This window comes from Flavobacterium sp. KH_001, from assembly GCF_057840745.1.
The window spans coordinates 2,562,855-2,586,878 of the sequence record NZ_CM174520.1 but is presented as its reverse complement, the minus strand read 5'-3'; the positions used below and the strand labels follow the sequence as shown (position 1 = coordinate 2,586,878).

General features: G+C 33.5%; 26 protein-coding genes and 2 tRNA genes. 22 read left to right on the top strand and 6 right to left on the bottom strand.

Annotation, left to right across the window (positions count from 1 at the left end; translation table 11 throughout):
* Positions 1 to 56 precede the first annotated feature (56 nt).
* From AC3ITQ_RS11165 to AC3ITQ_RS11155, 3 genes are all read left to right on the top strand, one after another.
* A complete protein-coding gene (locus AC3ITQ_RS11165; protein WP_489238787.1) occupies positions 57 to 194 on the top strand; it encodes a hypothetical protein in 138 nt (45 codons plus the stop codon).
* 164 nt (positions 195 to 358) lie between these two features.
* Positions 359 to 652, top strand: coding sequence for a hypothetical protein (locus AC3ITQ_RS11160; protein WP_489238785.1), 294 nt, complete (start codon positions 359 to 361; stop codon positions 650 to 652).
* A 12-nt stretch (positions 653 to 664) separates the two neighbouring features.
* Positions 665 to 1,225 carry a hypothetical protein gene (locus tag AC3ITQ_RS11155; RefSeq protein WP_489238783.1) on the top strand — a complete coding sequence of 187 codons (561 nt, stop codon included), beginning with the start codon at positions 665 to 667 and terminating at the stop codon, positions 1,223 to 1,225.
* Between the two features lie 302 nt (positions 1,226 to 1,527).
* Here AC3ITQ_RS11155 and AC3ITQ_RS11150 read toward each other — a convergent pair whose 3' ends face one another.
* Together AC3ITQ_RS11150 and AC3ITQ_RS11145 are read right to left on the bottom strand one after the other, a co-directional pair.
* Positions 1,528 to 1,749: a hypothetical protein gene (locus tag AC3ITQ_RS11150; protein ID WP_074656283.1), complete on the bottom strand. Its 222-nt coding sequence runs from the start codon at positions 1,747 to 1,749 to the stop codon at positions 1,528 to 1,530.
* A gap of 195 nt (positions 1,750 to 1,944) precedes the next feature.
* Positions 1,945 to 2,382 (bottom strand): DUF6896 domain-containing protein, encoded by a 438-nt coding sequence (locus AC3ITQ_RS11145; protein ID WP_489238781.1) that lies wholly within the window; start codon positions 2,380 to 2,382, stop codon positions 1,945 to 1,947.
* Between the two features lie 246 nt (positions 2,383 to 2,628).
* Here AC3ITQ_RS11145 and AC3ITQ_RS11140 point away from each other — a divergent pair, with 246 nt between their 5' ends.
* Positions 2,629 to 2,862 (top strand): hypothetical protein, encoded by a 234-nt coding sequence (locus AC3ITQ_RS11140; RefSeq protein WP_489238779.1) that lies wholly within the window; start codon positions 2,629 to 2,631, stop codon positions 2,860 to 2,862.
* Positions 2,863 to 3,071: 209 nt separating this feature from the next.
* Here AC3ITQ_RS11140 and AC3ITQ_RS11135 read toward each other — a convergent pair whose 3' ends face one another.
* The 4 genes from AC3ITQ_RS11135 to AC3ITQ_RS11120 form a co-directional block, all read right to left on the bottom strand.
* The gene (locus AC3ITQ_RS11135; protein ID WP_489238777.1) at positions 3,072 to 3,701 is read right to left on the bottom strand and encodes a hypothetical protein; all 630 of its coding nucleotides are present in this window, start codon (positions 3,699 to 3,701) and stop codon (positions 3,072 to 3,074) included.
* A gap of 102 nt (positions 3,702 to 3,803) precedes the next feature.
* Positions 3,804 to 5,507 (bottom strand): DUF2326 domain-containing protein, encoded by a 1,704-nt coding sequence (locus AC3ITQ_RS11130; RefSeq protein ID WP_489238775.1) that lies wholly within the window; start codon positions 5,505 to 5,507, stop codon positions 3,804 to 3,806.
* Complete coding sequence (locus AC3ITQ_RS11125; protein ID WP_489238773.1) at positions 5,482 to 5,712, bottom strand: ABC-three component system middle component 6; 231 nt, start codon at positions 5,710 to 5,712, stop codon at positions 5,482 to 5,484. The genes AC3ITQ_RS11130 and AC3ITQ_RS11125 overlap by 26 nt, the downstream gene beginning before the upstream one ends.
* The gene (locus AC3ITQ_RS11120; RefSeq protein ID WP_489238771.1) at positions 5,709 to 6,701 is read right to left on the bottom strand and encodes an SMEK domain-containing protein; all 993 of its coding nucleotides are present in this window, start codon (positions 6,699 to 6,701) and stop codon (positions 5,709 to 5,711) included. The genes AC3ITQ_RS11125 and AC3ITQ_RS11120 overlap by 4 nt, the downstream gene beginning before the upstream one ends.
* Before the next feature lie 331 nt (positions 6,702 to 7,032).
* Here AC3ITQ_RS11120 and AC3ITQ_RS11115 point away from each other — a divergent pair, with 331 nt between their 5' ends.
* The 18 genes from AC3ITQ_RS11115 to AC3ITQ_RS11030 all read left to right on the top strand — a co-directional run bounded on the left by AC3ITQ_RS11115 (position 7,033) and on the right by AC3ITQ_RS11030 (position 23,800).
* Positions 7,033 to 8,241 (top strand): anhydro-N-acetylmuramic acid kinase, encoded by a 1,209-nt coding sequence (locus tag AC3ITQ_RS11115; protein ID WP_489238769.1) that lies wholly within the window; start codon positions 7,033 to 7,035, stop codon positions 8,239 to 8,241.
* Between the two features lie 514 nt (positions 8,242 to 8,755).
* Complete coding sequence (locus AC3ITQ_RS11110; protein ID WP_489238767.1) at positions 8,756 to 10,327, top strand: glycoside hydrolase family 10-like protein; 1,572 nt, start codon at positions 8,756 to 8,758, stop codon at positions 10,325 to 10,327.
* A complete protein-coding gene (locus AC3ITQ_RS11105; RefSeq protein WP_489238765.1) occupies positions 10,314 to 11,636 on the top strand; it encodes an MFS transporter in 1,323 nt (440 codons plus the stop codon). Before AC3ITQ_RS11110 ends, AC3ITQ_RS11105 begins: the two co-directional genes overlap by 14 nt.
* A gap of 22 nt (positions 11,637 to 11,658) precedes the next feature.
* A complete protein-coding gene (locus AC3ITQ_RS11100; protein ID WP_056188821.1) occupies positions 11,659 to 12,000 on the top strand; it encodes a tetratricopeptide repeat protein in 342 nt (113 codons plus the stop codon).
* Between the two features lie 25 nt (positions 12,001 to 12,025).
* Positions 12,026 to 12,475 carry a GNAT family N-acetyltransferase gene (locus AC3ITQ_RS11095; protein WP_489238762.1) on the top strand — a complete coding sequence of 150 codons (450 nt, stop codon included), beginning with the start codon at positions 12,026 to 12,028 and terminating at the stop codon, positions 12,473 to 12,475.
* Positions 12,476 to 12,477: 2 nt separating this feature from the next.
* A complete protein-coding gene (locus AC3ITQ_RS11090) occupies positions 12,478 to 14,091 on the top strand; it encodes a glycoside hydrolase family 3 protein (protein WP_489238760.1) in 1,614 nt (537 codons plus the stop codon).
* A gap of 137 nt (positions 14,092 to 14,228) precedes the next feature.
* Positions 14,229 to 14,867, top strand: a complete 639-nt coding sequence (locus AC3ITQ_RS11085) for a peroxiredoxin (protein ID WP_489238758.1) — start codon at positions 14,229 to 14,231, stop codon at positions 14,865 to 14,867.
* A 176-nt stretch (positions 14,868 to 15,043) separates the two neighbouring features.
* Positions 15,044 to 15,352 carry a thioredoxin family protein gene (locus AC3ITQ_RS11080; RefSeq protein WP_489238757.1) on the top strand — a complete coding sequence of 103 codons (309 nt, stop codon included), beginning with the start codon at positions 15,044 to 15,046 and terminating at the stop codon, positions 15,350 to 15,352.
* 83 nt (positions 15,353 to 15,435) lie between these two features.
* Entirely contained in the window at positions 15,436 to 15,693 is a 258-nt protein-coding gene (locus AC3ITQ_RS11075) for a DUF6952 family protein (protein WP_017495510.1), read from the top strand.
* Positions 15,694 to 16,296: 603 nt separating this feature from the next.
* Positions 16,297 to 16,794: a thiol peroxidase gene (gene tpx / locus AC3ITQ_RS11070; protein WP_489238755.1), complete on the top strand. Its 498-nt coding sequence runs from the start codon at positions 16,297 to 16,299 to the stop codon at positions 16,792 to 16,794.
* 10 nt (positions 16,795 to 16,804) lie between these two features.
* A complete protein-coding gene (locus AC3ITQ_RS11065; protein WP_489238753.1) occupies positions 16,805 to 17,179 on the top strand; it encodes a diacylglycerol kinase family protein in 375 nt (124 codons plus the stop codon).
* A 15-nt stretch (positions 17,180 to 17,194) separates the two neighbouring features.
* Positions 17,195 to 19,648, top strand: coding sequence for a DNA translocase FtsK (locus tag AC3ITQ_RS11060; RefSeq protein ID WP_489238751.1), 2,454 nt, complete (start codon positions 17,195 to 17,197; stop codon positions 19,646 to 19,648).
* A 73-nt stretch (positions 19,649 to 19,721) separates the two neighbouring features.
* A complete protein-coding gene (lolA1, locus tag AC3ITQ_RS11055; RefSeq protein ID WP_489238926.1) occupies positions 19,722 to 20,348 on the top strand; it encodes an outer membrane lipoprotein periplasmic chaperone LolA1 in 627 nt (208 codons plus the stop codon).
* A gap of 7 nt (positions 20,349 to 20,355) precedes the next feature.
* Positions 20,356 to 21,807: an LptF/LptG family permease gene (locus AC3ITQ_RS11050; protein ID WP_489238749.1), complete on the top strand. Its 1,452-nt coding sequence runs from the start codon at positions 20,356 to 20,358 to the stop codon at positions 21,805 to 21,807.
* 5 nt (positions 21,808 to 21,812) lie between these two features.
* The gene (ribB, locus tag AC3ITQ_RS11045) at positions 21,813 to 22,943 is read left to right on the top strand and encodes a 3,4-dihydroxy-2-butanone-4-phosphate synthase (protein ID WP_072975968.1); all 1,131 of its coding nucleotides are present in this window, start codon (positions 21,813 to 21,815) and stop codon (positions 22,941 to 22,943) included.
* A 1-nt stretch (position 22,944) separates the two neighbouring features.
* Positions 22,945 to 23,334, top strand: coding sequence for an acyl-CoA thioesterase (locus tag AC3ITQ_RS11040; RefSeq protein ID WP_489238747.1), 390 nt, complete (start codon positions 22,945 to 22,947; stop codon positions 23,332 to 23,334).
* A 149-nt stretch (positions 23,335 to 23,483) separates the two neighbouring features.
* Positions 23,484 to 23,568 (top strand) — tRNA-Ser (locus tag AC3ITQ_RS11035).
* Positions 23,569 to 23,712: 144 nt separating this feature from the next.
* Positions 23,713 to 23,800, top strand: a tRNA-Ser gene (locus AC3ITQ_RS11030).
* The last annotated feature ends 224 nt before the right edge of the window (positions 23,801 to 24,024 follow it).

The following is a 24,024-nucleotide window of genomic DNA, read 5'->3' as shown; positions in this document are numbered from 1 at the left end:
TATTTGCATCCTAAAAAAAGAAATTCAACTAGTAGATTTTAAAAGAATAAATATTTATGGGATGGCGAAAAAAAATGGAACATGGCATGGGTTTAAAATGGTTTTTTAGTATTCTATTTTTAATTCCGATTATGGTTTATTGTCAGGATAAGGAATTTAAAAAGGAGGATTTAGCGTTGATGCATCAGCGCTAATTCTATTTCCCTATGCTTTTAGTATAGCTTCAGAACATGATGAAATATCTGAGACTAGTACAAAATCTAAAATAGTAGGCACAAGCGTACACTTAAACTATTACATTTCTAAGTGTTTTGCTTTTACAATAAGTAGCGGTTATGAATCTATCAACCAGCCAAAAATGGATTATATCCCAATCACTGGTGGAATTAAATGGATTCTAAACGATACAAAAGAAAGCCTATTAACTTCTTTTGATTTGGGAGGACATGTCGGACAAGTAGAAAAATTTGGGGTTTTATTAAGAATAGGTGTTGGATATCGATTTATCATTTTCAAAAAAATACTTGGAGATTTTGAATTATGCTATTCTCATCAAAATTTGTATAAAACATTTATCAGGCAGGATAATCGAAAAATGGATTATCACAATATTGAAAGTGCCGGATTTAAAATAGGAATAGAAATATACTAAATAATCTAAACAATGAAATTATCAAAAATAATAGCTCTTTCACTTTTCTTAACATTTGGACCAAAGAGTATATCGCAGAATAAAGGAACATTAGAAAATTCGATTTTTGGAGTAGAAACCGGTTTTTTAGGCTTTTGGGTCAATAACGAAACCAGACTAATTTCTAATTTATCATTAAAAAGTGAATTAGGTCTTGATGCCGGTTTTTTTGGCGGAGCATCTGACACCAAAATTGGTACCGTACTTGTTCCGGTAATTACGTTAGAACCCAGATATTATTACAATATTGAAAAAAGAGCACGTAATAACAGAATTACATCAAACAATAATGCCAATTTTATTGCATTAAATTTAAAATATCAACCTGATTTATTTGTTGTTTCAAATAGTAATGTAGATGCAATCACTAACATTTCTATTATTCCGAAATGGAGTATCCGAAGAAACTTAGGAAATCATTTCCATTATGAAACAGGTTTTGGTCTTGGCTACAGATATTTTTTAGAAAACACAAATAGTGAAAAAGGAGAAATGGCTGCCGATTTACACTTAAGAATTGGGTACAATTTCTAAATTATTACAATTATTCACTCCGTACTTTAAGTGCGGAGTTTTTTTTGCACTCTTTTTAAATTAAAGTGAAGAGTTACGAGATAATAACCAGAGCCCGGAAATAGAATTTCTCGTTATTTGAGGAGCTCTTTCCTGCTGTCCTTCCAAATCTTTTGTGCCGAACCCCGGCACAAAAGGATTTTCCCTCCCATCAGGGCTAGGGCAATCTTTTTCATAAGAAGTTTTGTTGTAAAATTAATTGACAAGAAATAGTTACCCAACAATGCCCTCATACAATATTTACAATCCCCACTTACAGCACTTTATTTTGATTTGTTTACAGTGTAAATTCCGCCCACAAGTAAAATGACGCCCAGCCCTAAATAAAGGTATCCCTGTTGTTTACCGGATTCGTTGGACGCATTAATTTTTAGTCCTAATAAATTAATTTCTTTTGTATTATCAGCTATTTTGTTGATACCTATATATCCCACACCGAGACTAATAACGATTAGAATTATTCCTATTATTTTTGATGGATTCATGTTTTTTGAATTTAATTGTTTCTCTAATTTAAGAAAAATATTTTTCAATCAGTTGATAATATTCATTTTATCCTAATTTATACAACGATAGCGCGGATTTGTAATCCGTGCCCGCAAAGTATATTTTTTGGCTTTTCTTATGTTCACTCGTGGTGGGCACGGATTGAAAATACGAGCTACCTTGTTGATTGTAAGTTAATTAACAACATAAGGCGGTTCCAGAAGAACTCTATATTCCATAAAAACGCATCCAAAATTTTTCCCTTCTATTTCTTCAATAATAACCCAATCTAATATTCCTTTATTTATAAGTTGATACAATTCATATTCAATAAATTCAGGAGTATAATTTAATTTTTGATATTCAGGATGTGTTCTAATAAGCTCTGAAAATTTCCATTGTGAAAACTTAATTTCATCTACAGTAATATCATAAGCATAAATAACTCCATCTTTCTCTGCCGTACAACCGCTTCCATGAAACCAATATTCAATTCCGTCTATACTTCCTTTTCTTTCAAAATAAGTACTTGAAAATGAACACGGATTTATATCTTGTTTGTACTTCCTTTTTAATAAAGTTTCAAAATGCCTTATAAAATTGACGTAGTTGGTTAAAATTTCTTCGATCATAATTATTGCAAATTCCTAATTGGAATCGAATATAAGTTATTTTCAATAATGCTCGGAATTATTTCAAAAACTTCTTTTTACACATAAGGGTTTTACTATATTTGCCTTTCCTAAATTACAGAATCATGACATCTAAAAAACTTTTGCCCATGTGGTATGGTGGCGGTATTGGAAACAACCGTAACACTTCTGTAAGTGTAGGACACCTTAGCCTCATGGGTTTTATATTTCCTAAATTACAGAGTTATGAGTACCAACACCCTTTCAAAAGAAGCCGAAAAAAGGCTGACAGATTTTTTTAACCACACAATAGAACCCGAAGGAATGGCCAAGGCAATAAGGCAAGTAAATTATTTACTCGCTTTAGGAATTATGAGGGAACATGAAACCCTTCAAACCCAAATAAACACCTTAGAAAACAGCTTTTTTTGGCTGAATGAATTAGCCGAAGTTTTAAATCCTTATTTGAGTTTAGAATAAGATTTTGATTTTACAGTAAATGGAAAAACCTCGATTTTAAAAGATTGAGGTTTTTTTGTTTGATTTCGTTATGGCTATTGCAAATCCGCATTATCTGGAAAATTAGATATGATTCAAAAACATACCAAAAGCACTTTCTCGCAGAAACAATGGCTAGAAGCTTTTGCCTATCGAGGCATCAAATCAAGCAAGCTCTATAAGTCAAGACATTATTGATGTAATATTTGTTCTAAGTGTTGAAAATTAAAGTTTGGCAGTCTTAAAATCGCTTGTCTAATTTTAAAAACATTGATTTCTACTTCTTTATTCCAATTTAACGTCATATAATCTGAATTTGTTCTTGAAAATAAATGGAAAATCAAACGAAATTGAGGAATAGCTTCAAACTTCGGAATGAACTCATCATAAGTATATATTTTCATTCTATAAATTCTGTTTTCTTCATCAGTTTGTATAAATCCTGGATAGTTATTTTTAATATTTTCTAACAATTCTATGAATTGATTTATACCATCTTGCAATCTATAAATTAATAAATATAGAGTAATTGAACCCAATTCTGAATGTATGCATATTTTATCTTCTTCGTCTCTAAAGAGATTGCCATCCAAATATTCATCAGAATATCTTTCTAATGCAATATGATTTTCAGAAAAAACATGTCGTAGTGTTAAATTTTCAAATCTTTTTAACACATCCAAGTTTTCCCCTCTTACACCATAAAATTCTGGATTATAACATTTAAACCATCTTTCATAACTATATTGTTGATTTTGATCAAATCGTTTAGTTAAAACCTGATAAACTAAAGATATCCTATTGTATTCTTCATTACTCATTTATGTTGATTTTTAGTTACATTTCTCAAATTTGCTGTACTGTTTCGCTTCACAACAATTGGATTTAATTTAATCTCTTTATATTAAAAAAATGATTATTTATTAATCAAAACTCTCTCCGAACAACCAATCTTTTGGTTCTTTATCAGTTAATTTTAAACGAATACTTGACAATATAAATTCTTTTTCTTCTACAGTTAAAATATTTGTCTCAAGAATTTCTTGTAATGAATTGTCTCCAATATTTACAAAGTATTGAAAGTCATTCTCTTTTAATAAATCTAAGATGACCTTGAAAATAGTTGATTTCTGCCTTGGATCCATTTCTGAAAAAATGCAACCATCATGAGCTAAAAAGCCAAGTAAGTTGATATTCATTATTAGCAATAATACATCATAACAAAATATTTTAACTTCTCCAACACCTTGTGATCCTTCTTTTGGAATATGCGAATTGATATCAAAAAGATACTTTGCTTTTTTTGTTTCTTCAATTTTGAAAGATCCTCCAAGATTTTCATAAAATTTTTTCACTAAACTTCGAAAAGTACTCTCGATGAATTCGAAATATTCTTTATTTTCATTCAAATAAAGAATACTGTTTTTCTTATTTATTGCATCATCAATTTCCAGTCTACTTTTATCATGCTTAAAGTCTGCAAGTAAATGTTCATATTTTTCTAAATTTTTTTGTTCATCTTCTAACGATGTGATACGATCTTTTAAAGAATCTCTTTCTTCTAAAGCACCAGTATTATGTAAGTCCTTAATTAATGTATCCCTTTTTATTCCTAATTCATTTTTATCAAGGTTTAATTTTTCAAGTTCAATCTTAATTTCATTTATTTCACCACTTAACCTTTTCTTTCTATTTTGAATTAAGTTTTCATGAAAAGTTTGAGCTTCCTCTAGTCTTTTTGTTACTTTATTATCAAAAAAGAAATTCGCTTCATCATAAAGATCTTTTATTTTTTGCAGATCAATTTGTGTATTTTTTGAAGCTTCAAAACTTTTTTCTTTTCTTAAAAGTTTGTTTTCTAAATAATATATATTATTTCTAAAATCATTAATTTGTTCAGTCAATAAATCAGCTTCTTTTTTTAAGCTATCAAAGTTTTCAGTTATTAGAAAATTTCTTAAATCATTATTTAATTCAATTATCTCATCTTTGATGTCATTTATGTTAGAACTGTCTAACACTTTTTTATATTCCTCAATAGTAGTCTTTGCCTTGTCAAGCTTAGATAATTTTTCCTTAATCGTATTACTTTCTTCAACAAGTTTCATATCTAACCCTAACAATGCTAAATTGGTATACCTTTGATGATAATCTTCTAAAGGCCTACTTTGTTGAGCAAGAATATTGCTATAATAACTTACCTCACTACTGTATCTTCGAGCGAAACAATTAAATATTTGTTTAAATGTGGGTTTAGCATCTTGACTTCCTAGAAAAATATAATTTAGCTCTTTCGGATAATTTGTTTTTAATATTTTATTACCATTAATATAATATTCACTTTGTCCAAAGTTTTTTTTAATACTGTATTGTTCTCCATTATGATTAAATGTTAGAATAAAATCTCCATATTTCGATAAAAACTTTTCAAGTTTTAGTTCAGATTTGCTTTTAAACCGGGATCCAAACATGTAATGAATAAGATTCAAAGACATACTTTTTCCTATTCCATTTATAGATTTTTTTTGTTCTGTAGTTAATTGTGTCCCAACAACGATATTTAATCCAGATTGAAATGTTATCGTTCTAAACTTAGGATTACTAGATGTTAATTTTAATAATTTCATTCTTATACTTAATACTATCAGTTATATAAAGAAAGTCTAATGCTAACATCATTTTTTCGATGGAGATTTCTTTGTAATATTTTTTATTAAATGCCTCAAGCAAATCATCTATATTCATGCTCTTTGAAATAAGTATTTCAATAATAAAAGCAGAAATACTTATTAAGCTATCAACCGGTTCAATTGTTTTTGTCGGTAAAATCATTTTTTAATACCTATATCACAAATTTCAAAAAAGAATGAAATTATTATCCAACTTATTGACATTGAATTATAATCTGAAATATCAATCTTGCTTTCTAAGATTGTGTGAAGATTGTGCATAATTTTATTAAAATCTAAGTTAAATTTCACTGATAATTGATGAAGTTCTTTTAAATCTAGATCGCATAAATCAGAAGCAGAAACTTTATTGGATAATGCTTCTAATAATGTTTTTTTGTATAATCCATCGACTATAAATTCCCTTAAATCACTTATTAAATTGCTTTCATCATTTTCGTGAATTATACTAATATAATCTAATCCATTATTAATTTTACTAGAAATTCTTGAATTTATTTTATTTAATTGAATCTTGTTTTGAGTGTCAATATTTCCAAAATCATCATCATAATTTTTCTGTATTTTCTGTGAATGAAGAATCAAATTCTTAAAAACAAGATTTAATACAATTTCATTAGTATATTTTTCAGACTTGTTTTTAAAATATTTCTCATTAAGCTCTATTACTTCGTGAGTTTGAAGATTATTAATTTGTTTAATAAGATCCGTGGAATCTAGTAGATGATCGTTTAAATTTACTCCATAAGCTTCATTAAAATGTTCCTGAGTATTTTTATTTGGCTTTGATTTTTCTAGCAAATAAAGTATGTTAATTTTATAGTCCTTATATTTTTTATTCTTTAAAGCTTTTAATGTTTTATCAATTTTTTCAGTTGTTCTTGTTGTAGTAATTTGATATGCAATTTTATTCTTTTTATCTAGAAGATCAATACATGAACTATTTTGAGTATTAAAATTGTCGTTCTCAAACTCACATTTATAAACAAAATTCATAACATCTCTAAAGTAATTTTCACCATGAATATTTAGGCTTAAATCATTCAATGATTGTCTTTGTTCAATGTCATATCTTGTTATAGCTAGTACTCTACTAATATTTTGAACAGCCTTTGCCCTTTCGTCAATCATAGATATGTATTTTTCTCTTTTCTAATATTTGGTAAATCCTACTATTAATGTTGTAATATAAGGTTAATTTTTAATTCCCTTAAATTATAATTGTGATATCTTCCAAATATAAATTTATTATTAAATCAATATCTAATATTTTGATTTTTTTTAAAATTTTCTTCTTCAGAAAATACTACTCTCCAAAAATATCAATTAACCATTCCAAACAACCCAGTACATATACCCGTTTTTCTAACCCAAAAAAATCCCCAACTTTCCCTAAATTTATCCCTAAATAAATCCCATTTTAGCATTACCAAATACAACACTTCCTTAAAACAGCATTTTAATGAATAAAAATATAAGCGCACTTTTTGAAATCGCTCAAAAAGAGACCCGAAAAATAATAGGTTTAATGTCCGGAACTTCGCTTGACGGGCTTGATATTGCGCTTTGTGCTATTTCTGGTGCGGGCGAAAATACCGCTGTAAAAATTCTGGAATTCAAAACCATTAATTATACCGAAGACATTAAAACCGAAATCCGTAAAGTTTTTGCACAGAAAACCATCGATTTTCAGCATTTGGCTTTATTAAACGAATGGATCGGTCTTTTGCACGCCGGCATGGTCAACGAGTGTCTTCAAAAATGGAATATTCCTTCCCACGAAGTCGACTTAATCGCCTCGCACGGACAAACGGTTTTACACGCTCCTAAGTTTTTGCATCAGCAGGAAAAATTCCCCAATGCGACTTTGCAAATTGGCGATGGCGATCATATTGCCGTAAAAACCGGAATTATAACCTTATCCGATTTCAGGCAAAAACATGTTGCGGGCGGTGGCGAAGGCGCGCCTTTGGCGGTTTACGGCGATTATTTATTGTTCAGCAAAAAAGGCGAAAACCGCATTATGCTCAATATGGGCGGCATCGCGAATTTCACTTATTTACCCGCTTCCCAAAACGCCGAGGAAGTTTTTGTAACCGATACCGGAACCGCAAATACTTTAATAGACATTTTTACCAAACACTTTTTCCCTGAAAAAAGTTACGATAAAGATGCCGAAATCGCCCAAACCGGAACCGTAAACCAAACCCTTTTAACCGAATTAAAAAGCAATGCTTTCTTCCAGAAAAGCTTCCCAAAAACCATCGGTCAGGAATTATTCAATAAAGCTTTTGTCGATTCGGCTTTGGCAAAAACAAAACTCGAAAACATTTCGGCACCAGATTTGCTTGCCACCTTAACAAGACTAAGCGCCGAAACGATTGCAGAAGCGATTCTGTTTGTTGTAAAAAACACAGGAACGCCAATCGAAGATTTTACGGTTTATATGTCGGGCGGAGGCGCAAGCAATCCGTTATTGGTTAAGGGATTAAAGGAATTATTGTCGTGCCCGTTTCAAAAAAGTGATGATCTCGGTATTTCAGGTGACGCAAAAGAAGCAGTTTTATTTGCCGTTTTAGCCAACGAAACCGTTGCCGGCGGAGATTATAACTTTGGCACAAAAAAAGGAATTCCCTCCATCACAATGGGAAAAATTTCCTTACCGGATTAGGAGGGTTTGCCACGAAGGCACTAAGGCACAAAGTTTTTGTTTTACTGTGTGGCTAAAAAAATTTCACGCAGATTTTGCAGATTAAAGCAGATTTAATTTGGATTTAACTATAAATAATCTGCGTTTATCTGCTTAAATCTTTTTAAATCTGCGTGAAAAAAATATTTGGACTAATTGATAATCTGTGGCTAAAAATTCTCTCGCAGATCATACAGATTTAATTGGATAAACTATTAATAATCTGCGTTCATCTGCTTAAATCTTTTTAAATCTGCGTGAAAAAACTATTCGCACTGATTCATAATCTTTGGCTAAAAATTTTCTCACGCAGATTTAGCAGATCTTGCAGATTTTTTGTAAAAAATAAAAACTTTGTGCCTTAGCGCCTTCGTGGCAAAAAAATTAAAATCACACATATGAAATTCAAATTAATACCGTTAAAATTATAATCTATTAATTATTTACGATAATCAGCTAAAAAAACTATTTTTGGTTTCTGTTAAAAAAGATTGCAATGCATAAAAATCAGCCACTACTATTCTCTATCATATTCTTACTTTTCTTAGGATGGACATCCAACGCGCAGGAAAAACTACTACATCCTAAAAACGAATTTAGAGGGGTGTGGATCGCCACCGTCGTAAATATCGACTGGCCAAAAACAGCGATGGACGGTGTTAACAAAGAAAAAGCAGACTACATTGCCACTTTAGAAGCGTATAAAAAACTAAATTATAACGCCGTAATCGTTCAGATTCGTAGTGTTGGAGATGCTTTTTATCCTTCAGAACTGGCGCCTTGGTCCCGTTTTTTAACGGGTAAAGAAGGTGTGGCTCCAAATCCGTATTACGATGCATTGGCCTGGATGATTGAGGAAGCACATACCAGAGGTTTCGAATTTCACGCCTGGCTAAATCCATATCGTGCGACTTTCGATTTAAACAAACAGCAATTGAGTCCAACTCACGACATTTTCAAACATCCGGAATGGATGATTGAATACGCCGGAAAAATATATTACGATCCTGCGTTGCCTGAAGTTCAGGAACATTTGACAAAAGTCGTAAAAGAAGTCGTGGATAAATACGATATCGACGCCATTCATTTTGATGATTATTTCTATCCTTACACCGTTCCCGGAAAAACATTTAACGACAACGCTTCATACAAAAAATACGGATCAGGTTTAAGCCTTGCCGATTGGCGTCGTGCGAATGTGAGCAACTTTGTACACACGATTTCTACGACTATTAAAGCAAGTAAACCGTGGGTACAATTCGGAATCAGTCCGTTTGGGGTTTGGAGAAATAAATCACAGGATCCAAAAGGTTCTGAAACACAATCGACTTCAAACTACGACGATTTATACGCAGATCCAGTTTTATGGATGGACCAAAAATGGATTGATTATATCATGCCGCAATTGTATTGGAGTATGAATAATCCGAGAGCTTCTTACTCTAAATTGGTAAAATGGTGGTCTGAAAATTCTAATAATACCGCTCTTTATATTGGTCACGCGTCCTACAAAATCAGAGGCGATGCAGATAAAAGCTGGAATTATTTGACTGAAATTCCAACCCAGATTGATTATGCCAGAAGTTTCAAAAAAGTAGGCGGAAGTGCTTATTTTAGTGCCAAATGGTTTACAGATAAAAATTTTGATATTGTACGCCTTTTAGAAGAAAATCAGTATAAATATCCTGCGCTTCCGGCTCCGGTTCCCAATTTAAAACATGTTATTATTGACACACCGGTGGTTACTGAATTTGCACAGGACAGTTTAAAATACAGGTTCACTATTAAGGATCCGTTGAATACCAAAGTGCGCTATATGGTACTTTACGGTGCAGATCATATTTCGAAAATCGACATTAATGATGCCCGCCAAATCATCGACAAAGTGGTAGTACGCCAAGATACAGGGGATATTTTAATTTCGGCTACTGCTGCAAAAATGAATCCGTATAAAGCTTGCGCTGTAACATTTATTGATTATTTTGCGAACGAAAGTACACCTACTATTATTGACTTAAAAAAGCCATTTAAAATAGCTTACCCTAATCAACCAAATGAAAACAGATAATAAACCCTGGTATTGGATTCCGCTTTTAAATTTTGCGTCTGGACTGCCATACGCCGTCATCATTTCCGTTTCGGTTATCATGTACAAAAATCTCGGAATCTCTAATGAAGACATTGGAGTTTACACCAGTTTATTATATCTGCCCTGGGTTATCAAACCACTTTGGAGCCCGTTTATTGAATTAAACGGAACCAAAAGAAAATGGTTTCTTTCGATGCAATTGCTTATTTCGATTGCGTTTTTGCTGGTCGGTTTCACGATTCCGGCTAGTGGGTTTTTCATCATGACATTGGCGATCTTTTGGGTTGCGGCTTTTGCTTCGGCTTCTAACGATATTGCCAGTGACGGCTTTTATTTGTTGGTTTTACCAAAAGAACAGCAATCCTTTTTCCTCGGAATCAGAAGTACTTTTTATCGACTTTCACTTTTAGCCGGAAACGGACTAATCGTTTTGTTTGCCGGATATTTAGAACATAAATATGGCGACAATACTAAAGCCTGGTCGTACACGATGATTGCTGTTGGTTTGTTAATGACTGTTATCACAATTTATAATTTCATCTTTACACCAAAAAATGAAATAAATGCTGGAGAAAACAATACAGAAGTTCATCATCAAAACTTTGCCACGATCTTTATTAGTTTCTTTAAGAAAAAACAAATCGGTTTAGTATTGGCTTTTATTTTGTTATTCCGTTTAGGCGAATCTCAATTGCTTAAAATGCTTAGTCCTTTTTTATTGGACAAAAAAGAAATAGGCGGAATGGGATTAGACACTGAAGCTGTTGGAATTATCTACGGAACTTTAGGTATTTTCGCTTTAACAGTCGGAGGAATTCTGGGAGGTATTGCCATCTCTAAACAAGGCCTTACCAAATGGATGTTTCCGATGTTTTTGGCCATGCATTTGCCGATTCTTGGTTTTATTGGATTAGCTCATTTTCAACCGGCAGAACTTTTCCACCTGCATATAAACCTTTATTTTTTCGAAATAAATTCCCCGCTTAATCTTTATACCTGTATTACTGTAATATTAGAACAGTTTGGATATGGCTTTGGATTTACCGGCTTTATGATGTTTTTAATTCATGTTGCCGAAGGAGAATCAAAAACAGCACATTATGCACTGGCCACCGGATTTATGGCATTAGGAATGATGCTGCCGGGAATGTTAAGCGGTTATATACAACAATTTTTAGGCTATCAGAACTTTTTTATCTGGGTTCTCATAGCTACAATTCCAGGTCTTATTTTATCACGTTTTTTAATTTTCCCGAAAGATTTTGGGAAAAAATCTGAAGAAGTTTAACCCCAAATCAAACATCTTAAATATGGAATTCAACGAAAATCTGCAAGCCGAACGCAACCTAAAAGGAGCTGAGTTCGAGAAAACAGGAGATTTTGAAAAAGCAATTGAAGTATATGAAGAAAATGTCGCGGAAAGCTTTAAAGGAAATCATCCTTATGATCGGTTAGCTACGATCTACAAAAACCAAAATGATATTGACAACGAAATTCGGGTGCTCGAAAAAGCTATTATTGTTTTTGAAGAAATCACACTCGAAGACCGACTAGAAGGTTTACCGAAACTTTTCCGTTTCAAAAACCGTTTAGAAAAAGCAATTGAAACCAAAAAACAACTGGCTAAACAAAAGAAAGCAAAGTTGAAATAAAGCATAAATTTTTACGCATTTTATCATGATTACGCTCAAAAGAACAAACTCTGATGACACTGATTTCAAAAATCTGGTTGTTTTATTAGATCAGGATTTAGCCATCAGAGACGGAGAAGATCACGCCTTTTACAATCAGTTTAATAAAACCGATAAAATAAAACACGTTATTGTTTTTTACGAAAATAATATCGCTGCTGGCTGTGGTGCTTTTAGGGAAAAAGAAAGTGATACAGTCGAAATCAAACGTATGTTCGTTCATCCGGATCATCGAAAAAAGGGATTTGCATCCGCCGTTCTAAAAGAATTAGAAATTTGGGCGAAAGAAGTAGGTTACGCGTACACGATTTTAGAAACCGGAAAAAATCAGCCGGAAGCTATTAATCTGTACCAAAAACAAGATTACACTATAATTCCAAATTATCCTCCTTATGAGGCTATGGATAATAGTGTCTGCATGAAAAAGACTTTATAATAATGAAAATGACAGCTGAAGCATTAAGACAAAAAGTGGGACAATTCTTTTTTCCCGCAGTTTTCATCAACGATACCGAAGAAAATATTCAGGAAACCGAACGTTTAATCAAAGATCACAATATTGGCGGATTGACTTTTTTCCACAGCCGTGCGAGCGCGGCAACGAATTATGAAAGCAAGAAAAAGGTAGTCTTTAATGATGACAGTTATCAAAAAATAAAAGAACTTATTGTTCGTTACCAAAAGTCGGCTTCGACTTCCCTTTTAATCAGCATTGATGCCGAATGGGGTTTAGCCATGCGCATCGAAAAAACACCGCAATATCCGTACGCAATTACGCTTGGCGCTTTGCCGGAAAGCAAATCTGATCTGGTTTACGAGGTTGGAAAACAAATTGGTTTAGACTTAAAAGCAGCTGGAATTCATTATAATTTATCGCCTTTGGCAGATATCAATAACAATCCGAATAACCCGGTTATTGGGTACCGTTCTTTCGGTGAAAACAAAGAAAAGGTAGCCCATTTTGCTGTTGAGTATTTAAACGGAATGTCGGAAGTTGGCGTTTTAGGCTGCCTGAAACATTTTCCCGGACATGGAAACACCAATGTCGATTCGCATTTAGGATTGCCGGTTTTAAAAGAAACGTTAGAAGAATTATTAGAAAACGAATTATATCCGTTCATCAAAGGAATCGAGAATAATGTTGATTCGATTATGATTGGACATTTGGCCGTTCCGAGTTTAAATGACGGAAAAGATACTTCGGCAACTTTGTCAAAAGCAGTTATTCAGACGCTTTTACGCGAGAAGTTAGGTTATGATGGTTTGGTTATTTCTGATGCCTTAAACATGCACAGCGTTTCTAAATTGTACGAAACAAAAGGCGATTTAGAATGGGAAGCGTTCAACGCCGGAAACGATGTTTTGTGTTTTGCAGAAAATGTTCCAGAAGGAATTGAAACCATTCTTAAAAACGCTTCACCGGAAAGAATTGAAGAAAGCTTCAACAGAATTATGAAGGCAAAGAAAAAAGTTGGAATCTTATCTGAAAACAACTTTACCTCAGGCGAATTAAACTTCAAAAAAGCAGCCGAATTAAATTTTGAAATCGCTCAGGATTCCATCACAAAAATCATTGACAATTCAAATACAGAATTAGCTTTTGAAGCGCAGAAAAACAATCAGCTAGCCAAATTGAGTTTGTATAAAAATGTCGAAAATACTTTCTTCCAAACTATAAATTCAAAATTAGAATCTCCAGAATTTGCTTTTGAAAATTTAGAAGTTTCTGATATTTCCAAAATCAAAAAAGAGCTTGAAGATTTCGAAACCATTTTGATTTCCTTATTCGTTCCAAAGGCCAAACCAATGAACAATTTCGAAATTAACGACGAAGTTTTAGCGTTGCTTTCAGAATTGCTTCAAACCAAAAAATGTATTCTTTACGTTTTCGGAAATCCGTATGTTTTACCTATTATTCCGAATCTTTCTAAAGCTTCAGGACTAATTCAGGTCTATCAGGATTTTGCAGAATTTCAAAAAAATGCAGGAATTCAATTTTTAGAAAATAAAATCTGTAACGGAATTCTTCCTGTAAATATTGACCTTCAATAACTTACAATAACACTATACAACATCATAACTAAATACTATCACTTAATAAATATTTATAATTACATCTTATTGTAAGTAACTCTACTTATACCCTACTTTTGCACCACAAATAAATTTTTAACTTTAAAACGAATAAGATGTCTTTAGTAGGAAAAAAATTCCCAAGTATTGCAGTAGATGCTATCTCAGAAATGGGTGATAACTTAAAAATCAACATTTTTGAAGAAGCAGTAAACAACAACAAAAAAGTATTATTGTTCTGGTACCCAAAAGATTTCACTTTTGTATGCCCAACTGAATTACACGCCTTTCAAGCTGCATTACCAGAATTTGATAAAAGAAATACTATCGTAATTGGAGCTTCATGCGACACAAACGAAGTACACTTTGCCTGGTTAAATACTCCAAAAAACAACGGTGGAATCGAAGGTGTAACGTACCCAATCTTAGCGGATACAAACCGTAACTTATCTAACATTTTAGGAATTTTAGATATTGATTCTACAGAATACAGCGAAGAAACTGATTCAGTTATCATCGAAGGTTCAAACGTAACTTACAGAGCTACTTACTTAATTGACGAAACTGGAAAAATCTTCCACGAAAGTGTTAACGATATGCCATTAGGACGTAACGTAAACGAGTACTTACGTATGGTTGACGCTTACACGCACATTCAAACTAAAGGTGAAGTTTGTCCTGCAAACTGGGAAGCTGGTAAAGAAGCTATGTCTGCAGACAGATTAAGTACAGCTGAGTACTTGAGCGCAAACTAATACCTTTTAAAGGTTCTAAGATACTAAGATGCTAAGGTTCTGAGATTTTTTTCTCAAAACCTTAGTAACTTAAAATCTTACTACCCAAAAACATCAAAAGAGACTAAAAAAAAGAAGCTAAAAACCTTAGCCCCTCAGAACCTCAGTCCCTCAGAACCTTAAAAAAAAACAAAAACATGTTAATCGACTTAAACGAAGATACGTTAGCAGATTTAGTTGCTAAAAACGAAAAAGTAGTAGTACAATATTCAGCTTCATGGTGTGGAAATTGCCGTATTATGAAACCAAAATTCAAAAAATTAGCAACAGAAAATGAAGCTATCACTTTTGTTTTGGTTGATGCTGAAAATTCTCCGGAATCAAGAAAATTAGCCAATATAAGCAACTTGCCAACATTCGCTACTTTCGTAAACGGACAATTGGTTGGAGAAACACAAACCAACAAACAAGAAGTTTTAATCGACTTGGTAAACGCTATTGCGTAAATAGATTTTAGATTTTTAGACTGTTAGATTTTTCGAATCTTTATCTAAAAATCCAATCATCCAACAATCTAACAATCAACAAAATGAAATTACCCGTAATAAAGCAATTGACCCAATTTATCGAAGAAAACGATCAGGATTATATCATCGAAACGATTGAAGTTCTGGAAGCAATGACTGAAATTCCGTCTCTAAAAGATGAAGAATTAGATGTAATTGGCGAATTGATCTCCAACATGTATGGTGCGCTTGAAGTACACAAAATGGTAGTTCAGGGTACCGATAAAAAAGAAGCTTTAAATGCGTTCATGAAACGTGTTTTAGGTTCAATTGATAAATAAGAATACCACTATATTTTCAAAAGCAAACAAAAAACAAAGACAGAGGAAGCGTTTCTATATTTAGAGACGCTTTTTTTATGCGCAATGTATTAAGTATTAAGATTTTTGTACAATTTTTTCTTCCGCAAAGTAAATCTAAAATCTACACTCTAAAATCTAAAATTATTAGGGCGAGACAGCATTAGAAAAAGGGGCTACTCTTCTTTGCGCTTATGTGCCCCTTTCCCTAATGCTGTCGGGCTATCCGTACTGCTTCGGCAGTTAACTCCTATCCCTCTCGCGGCGACCCGATTTCAGTTCAACTTTTATGCATAACGTAATCACCACAAACTTGTCAACCTGAGGAACGAAGGGCCACACACGAAACTCCGCACAGTATTTGCCAATCTTTGTCGAGCTACTAGTGTGATCCTTCCTTCAGAATGACAAAAAACCCGCCCAAATCCGTGTCATCCGCGTGCCATTGTACTCCAATCAAATAATAAAATATAGGATTTCCCGTTACTCTTAAAACTCGCCTAATTGTGCTTACAACCCACAACAAATACTTTTAGATTCAAATATTAATCCTTACTTTTGAACCTCATAATTTAAACAAATATCATGGCTTCAATAACATTAGGAGGAAATCCTATTCATACTTCAGGAGAATTACCAACAGTTGGATCACAACTAGCTGATTTCAAATTAGTACAAAATGATTTATCAGTTGCTTCATTAAGTAATTTTGCTAGTAAAAAATTAGTTTTAAATATTTTCCCAAGTATCGATACAGGAACTTGTGCAACTTCTGTTAGAAAATTCAACGAAAGTGCAAGCAACTTAGAAAACACTACTGTACTTTGTATTTCAAGAGATTTGCCATTCGCTCAAAAACGTTTTTGTGGAGCTGAAGGATTAGAAAATGTAGTAAACTTATCTGATTTTCAGGCTGGAGATTTTGGTAAAACAAACGGTTTAGAAATCGTTGACGGACCTTTAGCAGGTTTACACTCAAGAGCAATCATTGTTGTTGATGCTGACGGTAAAGTTTTACATACAGAGCAAGTTGCTGAAATTGCAAACGAACCAAATTACGAAGCAGCTTTAGCAGCACTATAATACCCATTAAATGGAATTTCAAAAAGATAATACTTTTGTAACAGGTCGGTTAAAAAGCATGACATATGCTTTTAACGGGGCTGTAAAACTTATAAAAACAGAGCACAGCATTATGGTTCAGTTCTCATTGGGAATTGTAATGACCATTGCCGGGTTTTATTTTCATATTTCACAAACCGAATGGCTTTGTCAAACATTGGCAATCGGCTTAGTTTTAGGTATTGAAGGATTGAATACGGCAGTTGAAAAAATTGCCGATTTTATTCATCCTGATTACAGCAAACGAATCGGATTTATTAAAGATATTGCAGCTGGAGCAGTATTTTTTGCTGCAATGACAGCGATAGCAATAGGCTTGATTATTTATTTACCCAAATTTATATAGGCAAGGAACGCAAGAATGGCAAAAACAACCAAAAAAGAAACTGTAAATAAAAAAAACGAACCAAACACCGAGAATAAAAGATCTTGGAAGATAACCAAACAACAAAAATTTGTTTTAGGCTGTCTTTTGGTACTCTTTTCTATTGCATTATTAGTTGCATTTATTTCATTTTATGTCAACGGACAATGGCAAACAGATCAAAGTGCGGTAAGTCAGCTTGGCGATCGTTCTGAAGAAGTACAAAACTGGCTCGGAAAATTCGGGGCTTTTCTTGCCGATCTGCTTGTATACAGAGGTTTCGGTCTTGCGTCTTTTATTTTAGTCCGTTTATTTTTCTTAACCGGATTATTTCTGGCTTTAGAAATGTCAACCAAAAGACTAAAAAGCATTTGGTTCTGGGACTTATTTGCCATTATTATTGTTTCTGTCTTATTTGGATTTTTCGCTACTTCTGCACCAGAACTAGGCGGAACTATCGGATACGAACTGAATTTATTTTCACAGGATTACATCGGAAAAACAGGAACTTTATTAGCCTTGCTTTTCGGATTAATTGTGTATTTAATTTTCAAAATAAAACTATCTCCGGAGAAAATTCAATCTTATTTTGATTCAACTAAAAATGAATTCAAATCGGAACTGGATGCTTTAAAGGCGCCGCAACAACCTGAAAGTGCTTACAATTTAGAAGAATTTGCGATTGAGGAAGAAGATCCTGAATTAGACAATATTCATTTAAAAACAGAAGACACGCAATTCGAAATCAACAAAGAGGCTTTAAAACCAACCATTTCAAATTCATCAGAAATTGATTTGAATCCGGTTATAAAACCAGTTCAAATGGATATCAAACCGGCAACAGTAACTGCTCCGGTTCATACCGAAGAATTTGTTGTTGAAAAACCGGAAGAGGAAGATATCATCGAAGAAAACCTGGCTTCTCGCCTGGTTGCTGATTTTGGTTTATTTGATCCGACTTTAGATCTATCTAATTATAAATTCCCAACCATTGATTTATTAAAAGAATATTCGACGGGTGGAATTACAATCAATCAGGAAGAATTAGAAGAAAATAAAAACAAAATTGTAGACACACTTCGTAACTACAAAATTGAAATTGCACAGATTAAAGCAACGGTTGGTCCGTCGGTAACTTTATACGAAATTGTACCGGAAGCCGGAATCAGAATCTCTAAAATTAAGAGTTTAGAGGATGATATTGCGTTGTCATTATCCGCTTTAGGAATTCGTATTATTGCGCCAATTCCAGGAAAAGGAACTATCGGTATCGAGGTTCCGAACAAGAATCCAACTATGGTTTCTATGAAAAGCGTTATTGGATCAGCTAAATTTCAGGAAGCTGAAATGGAGTTGCCAATTGCTCTGGGAAAAACAATTTCAAACGAAACTTTCGTTGTCGATTTAGCCAAAATGCCTCACCTTTTGATGGCGGGTGCTACGGGACAAGGAAAATCAGTTGGTTTGAATGCGGTTTTAACTTCACTTTTATACAAAAAACATCCAGCAGAAGTAAAATTCGTTTTGGTGGATCCGAAAAAAGTAGAGTTAACTTTATTCAATAAAATTGAAAGACATTATTTAGCCAAACTTCCAGATACTGAAGATGCCATTATTACAGACAATGCCAAAGTAGTCAATACTTTAAATTCCCTTTGTGTCGAAATGGATAATCGTTATTCCCTATTAAAGGACGCAATGGTTCGTAATATTAAGGAATACAACGAAAAATTCAGAGCCAGAAAATTAAATCCGGAAGCCGGCCACCGCTTTTTACCTTACATTATTTTGGTAGTCGATGAGTTCGCCGATTTAATCATGACTGCCGGAAAAGAAGTTGAAATTCCGATTGCTCGTTTAGCACAGTTAGCACGTGCTATTGGTATCCACTTAATTATCGCGACCCAAAGACCATCGGTTAACGTAATTACAGGTTTAATTAAAGCGAATTTCCCTGCGAGAATAGCTTTTAGGGTAACCTCAAAAATTGACTCAAGAACGATTTTAGACACACAAGGAGCCGATCAGTTGATTGGTCGTGGAGATTTATTGTATACAAACGGAAATGATGTCGTTCGTGTTCAGTGTGCTTTCATTGACACTCCGGAGGTTGAAAAAATTACAGATTTTATTGGTTCACAAAAAGCGTATGCCACGGCTTATTTGCTTCCAGAGTTCGTGGGAGAAGAAACTGGCATCAATCTTGATATGGATATTTCCGAAAGAGATACTTTATTTAGAGAAGCTGCAGAGATTATTGTTAATGCACAACAAGGTTCCGCTTCATTACTGCAAAGAAAATTAAAATTGGGCTACAACAGAGCCGGTCGTTTGATCGATCAGCTGGAAGCAGCTGGAATTGTTGGTCCGTTTGAAGGCAGTAAAGCAAGAAGCGTGAACATTTCTGACTTAAGTGCTCTTGATCAATTTTTTAACAATGAACAAAATTAATCCCATCATGAAAACGAAAATTCAGGAAATCAACAACAATTCTATCACTAACATGACTAAAAAGTGTTTTCAAATGGCAATTTTATTGCTTTTGAGCTTTACTTCTATTCAGGCACAGGATAAAAAAGCCAAAGATTTATTGAACCAGGTAACAGCAAAAATAAAAAGCTACGATAATATTTCTATTGATTTTAAATACTCTTTAAATAACGCTAAAGAAAACATTAATCAGGACAGCAAAGGAAACGTTATCATGAAAGGCAATCAATATGTTTTGAATTTCATGGGTGTTACTAAAATATTTGACGGGCAAAAAAGCTACACTATCAATCCTGAAGACGAAGAAGTTACTATCTCTAAAGTTAATGAGAAAGATGACAATGCGATTACACCTTCAAAAATGTTAACCTTCTTCAATTCCGGATACAAATACAATATGGACATCGTTCAAAATATTAAAGGAAGAAAAATTCAATACATCAAATTAGCACCAACAAACACTAAGGATCAAAGAAAAGAGATTCTTTTAGGAATTGATGTACAAACAAAACACATCTATAATTTGATTGAAACTGGAAAAAATGGAACAAAAACCACTTTAACCGTTAATTCTTTTAAAACCAATCAGCCTTTATCAAAAAATCAATTTACCTTTGTAGCGAGCAAATATCCAAAATACTACATCAACAAATTAGATTAAACCAAGGTTGAAAATTTTAGACAAATACTTACTAAAAACATTTCTGATTACGTTTACTACGGTATTCGTAATCCTTTTTTTTATATTCATACTTCAAACCGTATGGCTTTTTATCTCTGAATTGGCAGGTAAAGACCTGGATTTGATATTGGTTGTAAAATTCCTTCTTTTCTCAATGCCGAGAATTATTCCGTTGGTTTTACCACTATCGGTTTTATTGGCCTCCATTATGACTTTTGGAAATCTGGCCGAGAATTATGAATTCGCAGCTATGAAATCGTCTGGAATATCACTTCAAAGAGCAATGCGTGTTTTAATCGCATTTATTTTTGTTTTGAGTATTGTAGCCTTTTGGTTCGCCAATAATGTGATTCCGTTTGCTGAATACAAATTTGTTAATTTCCGAAAAAACATCGCTCAGGCCAAACCGGCCATGGCAATTGCTGAAGGTCAGTTTAACGATGTTGGAACTTATAACATTAAAGTAAATAAGAAATCAGGAGAAAATGGCAATATTTTAACCGGAGTTACGATTCACGAAAAAGCGAATAACGTTGGCGAAAATAAAACCGTTATCAAAGCTAAAAATGGTAAACTGATTAGCAATGAGAAATCCAGTATTTTAAAACTCGTTTTAAATGATGGATATTATTATCAGGACGTCACGCCGAAAAAATATGAGGATCGTGCTAAATTGCCATTTGTAAAAGCCTCTTTCAAAAGGCAAATCATTAATATTGATTTATCTGAACTTAATAAGGTTGATGACAATCAGGAAATCAGCAGTACCAATGGAATGCTAAACGTAAGCGAACTTCGTTATACACTAGACTCTTTAAATAAAAACCTGGACAATGAAATCTTGTCCTTTTCAGAAAATATAAATCAGCGTGTTGGATTTAAAAAACAACCTCCTGTAGTAGTCAAAAACCCTAAAAAGAAAAAATCGTTACCTAACAATCTTTTATCTCTTTATGACAATAAACAAAAGCTGGACATCCTTAAAATGGCGACCAGCAACGTTACAAGCAACATTTATTCTATAGAGGCTACCCAAAAAGAATTAAAAGACAAACAAAGAGACATTAACAAACACTCAACTGCTTTATACGAAAAGTTTGTGATTGCTTTTGCCTGCTTTTTAATGTTTTTTATTGGTGCTCCTTTAGGTGCTATTATTCGTAAAGGTGGACTGGGCTTACCTATTGTCTTTGCGGTATTAATTTTTATTACTTTTCATTTCATCAATACTTTTGGAAAAAGACTTTCGCAGGAAGGCGGAATGACTCCGTTTATGGGATCATGGATGTCCTCCTTTATATTACTCCCATTAGCTGTTTTATTAACGTATCGTGCTACAAACGACAACGGATTAATAAACTTTGATGCAATCACAACTCCGATTTCGCAACTATTTCAAAAAATTTCTGAGCGGTTTACTCCTGCTCAAAAACAATAATAATTATGTCAACAAAAATACAACTGAATACCATTGAAGAAGCTATAGAAGATATTCGTCAAGGTAAAGTAATCATTGTAGTCGATGATGAAGATCGTGAAAATGAAGGTGATTTCCTGGCTGCAGCTGAAAAAGTAACTCCGGAAATGATCAATTTTATGGCGACTCACGGACGCGGGTTAATCTGTACACCACTTACTGAAAGCCGTTGTAAGGAACTTGATTTACGTGCCATGGTTAGTAACAATACCGATCATATGGAAACTGCTTTTACCGTTTCTGTAGATTTAAAAGGCCATGGTGTTACCACAGGAATTTCAGCAGCTGACCGATCTAAAACAGTACAGGCTTTAGTTGACGGCAATACAAAACCACATGATTTAGCGCGCCCAGGGCACATTTTCCCTTTAATCGCAAAACAAGGCGGTGTTTTAAGAAGAACTGGTCATACAGAAGCTGCAATTGATTTCGCGAGATTAGCAGGATTTAAATCGGCTGGTGTTATTTGCGAAATTTTAAATGAAGACGGAACTATGTCTCGCTTACCTGAATTGGTAAAAGTGGCTAAGAAATTCAATTTAAAATTAGTTTCAATTGAAGACTTAGTTGCCTATAGAATGCAGCACGACAGTTTGATCGTTAAAAAGGAAGACTTTGATATCGAAACCCGTTTTGGAACTTTCAGACTTAGAGCTTACGAGCAAACTACTAATAAACAAATTCATATTGCTTTAACTAAAGGAACATGGAATCTTGGAGAACCAATCTTAACCAGAATCCACTCCTCTCAGGTAAATAATGATTTATTAGGAACTTTAACCAACAATGCCGAACAACAATTAGACGGTATGTTTAAAGTTATTAATGAAAACGGAAAAGGTGCTGTAATTTTTATCAATCAGGATATGCAGGCAGTAAACTTATTAAGTCGTATCTCTGAACTTAAATCATTACAGGCAGGGGGTACAATGAAAGCTCCAAAAGTAATCATTGACAGTAAAGACTACGGAATTGGCGCTCAAATCTTACATGACATCGATATTTCAAAAATTAGATTAGTTTCCAATACTGAACAAACAAAACGTGTCGGAATGATTGGCTACGGTCTTGAAATCACTGAATACGTAAACTACTAATATGGATACATTAGAAGAGAGAATTGCAAAATCTGAGACTCATATATTCAAGGCGGTTTTTCCGAGCACAACAAATCATTATGACACTTTATTTGGAGGAACTGCGCTTCATTTGATGGATGAAGTTGCTTTTATTTGCGCTACAAGATTCAGCCGAAAGAAAGTGGTAACCATTTCTACTGGCCAAATTGATTTTAAAAAAGCAATTCCGGCTGGAACTTTAATCGAATTAGTTGCAAAAGTAATTAGCGTTGGAAGAACAAGTTGCAAAATTCACGTTGACATTTTCATGGAACAAATGTATTCAGAGCTTCGCGAAACCGTAGTTTCAGGAACTTTTTCGTTTGTTGCAGTCGATGAAAACAAGAAACCAATGCCGATTTTGGATTAATTATATTATTTAACACAAAAATATCCTTTTAGTAAATACTGATTATTAGATACTTGAAAATTAAGTTGAAAAAATCAATGAAAAAGTTTTTATAATCGGAAAAGCGCACTATATTTGCACTCGCAATCAGCAAATGATAGCGACATACTGGAGAAATGGCAGAGCGGTCGAATGCGGCAGTCTTGAAAACTGTTGACTGTAACAGGTCCGGGGGTTCGAATCCCTCTTTCTCCGCTTAATTTGAAACCCTTAACTTTTGTTAAGGGTTTCTTTTTTTTACTATATTATTTTCTTTGTAAAATAGTTCCAAAAAAATTTTTACAATCCAAAAAACCCCTTATATTTGCACTCGCAATCAGCAAATGATCGCAACATACTGGAGAAATGGCAGAGCGGTCGAATGCGGCAGTCTTGAAAACTGTTGACTGTAACAGGTCCGGGGGTTCGAATCCCTCTTTCTCCGCCAGTAGAAGTTTCAAATGAAACTTTAAAAGTCAAAAGCCTTTAAATACAAGTATTTAAAGGCTTTTTCGTTTTTTGTCACTTGTCAAAAAACACATATATTATCAAAGTACGGTGACCCTATGAGTGACCCCTATTTTTTTTGCAAAAAAAAAGCAAAAAAAGGGTCACTAAAAAAAGTGAATTGCCCGGGAATTCCCTGAAAACACTACAAACTTTCAGCGATTT

What these genes read in the sequence shown, in the direction of transcription:
- AC3ITQ_RS11165 (WP_489238787.1), top strand. Translation starts at nt 57, where the DNA reads ATGGGATGGCGAAAAAAAATGGAACATGGCATGGGTTTAAAATGGTTT.
- AC3ITQ_RS11160 (WP_489238785.1), top strand. Translation starts at nt 359, where the DNA reads ATGGATTATATCCCAATCACTGGTGGAATTAAATGGATTCTAAACGAT.
- AC3ITQ_RS11155 (WP_489238783.1), top strand. Translation starts at nt 665, where the DNA reads ATGAAATTATCAAAAATAATAGCTCTTTCACTTTTCTTAACATTTGGA.
- AC3ITQ_RS11150 (WP_074656283.1), bottom strand. Translation starts at nt 1,749, where the DNA reads ATGAATCCATCAAAAATAATAGGAATAATTCTAATCGTTATTAGTCTC.
- AC3ITQ_RS11145 (WP_489238781.1), bottom strand. Translation starts at nt 2,382, where the DNA reads ATGATCGAAGAAATTTTAACCAACTACGTCAATTTTATAAGGCATTTT.
- AC3ITQ_RS11140 (WP_489238779.1), top strand. Translation starts at nt 2,629, where the DNA reads ATGAGTACCAACACCCTTTCAAAAGAAGCCGAAAAAAGGCTGACAGAT.
- AC3ITQ_RS11135 (WP_489238777.1), bottom strand. Translation starts at nt 3,701, where the DNA reads ATGAGTAATGAAGAATACAATAGGATATCTTTAGTTTATCAGGTTTTA.
- AC3ITQ_RS11130 (WP_489238775.1), bottom strand. Translation starts at nt 5,507, where the DNA reads ATGAAATTATTAAAATTAACATCTAGTAATCCTAAGTTTAGAACGATA.
- AC3ITQ_RS11125 (WP_489238773.1), bottom strand. Translation starts at nt 5,712, where the DNA reads ATGATTTTACCGACAAAAACAATTGAACCGGTTGATAGCTTAATAAGT.
- AC3ITQ_RS11120 (WP_489238771.1), bottom strand. Translation starts at nt 6,701, where the DNA reads ATGATTGACGAAAGGGCAAAGGCTGTTCAAAATATTAGTAGAGTACTA.
- AC3ITQ_RS11115 (WP_489238769.1), top strand. Translation starts at nt 7,033, where the DNA reads ATGAATAAAAATATAAGCGCACTTTTTGAAATCGCTCAAAAAGAGACC.
- AC3ITQ_RS11110 (WP_489238767.1), top strand. Translation starts at nt 8,756, where the DNA reads ATGCATAAAAATCAGCCACTACTATTCTCTATCATATTCTTACTTTTC.
- AC3ITQ_RS11105 (WP_489238765.1), top strand. Translation starts at nt 10,314, where the DNA reads ATGAAAACAGATAATAAACCCTGGTATTGGATTCCGCTTTTAAATTTT.
- AC3ITQ_RS11100 (WP_056188821.1), top strand. Translation starts at nt 11,659, where the DNA reads ATGGAATTCAACGAAAATCTGCAAGCCGAACGCAACCTAAAAGGAGCT.
- AC3ITQ_RS11095 (WP_489238762.1), top strand. Translation starts at nt 12,026, where the DNA reads ATGATTACGCTCAAAAGAACAAACTCTGATGACACTGATTTCAAAAAT.
- AC3ITQ_RS11090 (WP_489238760.1), top strand. Translation starts at nt 12,478, where the DNA reads ATGAAAATGACAGCTGAAGCATTAAGACAAAAAGTGGGACAATTCTTT.
- AC3ITQ_RS11085 (WP_489238758.1), top strand. Translation starts at nt 14,229, where the DNA reads ATGTCTTTAGTAGGAAAAAAATTCCCAAGTATTGCAGTAGATGCTATC.
- AC3ITQ_RS11080 (WP_489238757.1), top strand. Translation starts at nt 15,044, where the DNA reads ATGTTAATCGACTTAAACGAAGATACGTTAGCAGATTTAGTTGCTAAA.
- AC3ITQ_RS11075 (WP_017495510.1), top strand. Translation starts at nt 15,436, where the DNA reads ATGAAATTACCCGTAATAAAGCAATTGACCCAATTTATCGAAGAAAAC.
- tpx (WP_489238755.1), top strand. Translation starts at nt 16,297, where the DNA reads ATGGCTTCAATAACATTAGGAGGAAATCCTATTCATACTTCAGGAGAA.
- AC3ITQ_RS11065 (WP_489238753.1), top strand. Translation starts at nt 16,805, where the DNA reads ATGGAATTTCAAAAAGATAATACTTTTGTAACAGGTCGGTTAAAAAGC.
- AC3ITQ_RS11060 (WP_489238751.1), top strand. Translation starts at nt 17,195, where the DNA reads ATGGCAAAAACAACCAAAAAAGAAACTGTAAATAAAAAAAACGAACCA.
- lolA1 (WP_489238926.1), top strand. Translation starts at nt 19,722, where the DNA reads ATGGCAATTTTATTGCTTTTGAGCTTTACTTCTATTCAGGCACAGGAT.
- ribB (WP_072975968.1), top strand. Translation starts at nt 21,813, where the DNA reads ATGTCAACAAAAATACAACTGAATACCATTGAAGAAGCTATAGAAGAT.
- AC3ITQ_RS11040 (WP_489238747.1), top strand. Translation starts at nt 22,945, where the DNA reads ATGGATACATTAGAAGAGAGAATTGCAAAATCTGAGACTCATATATTC.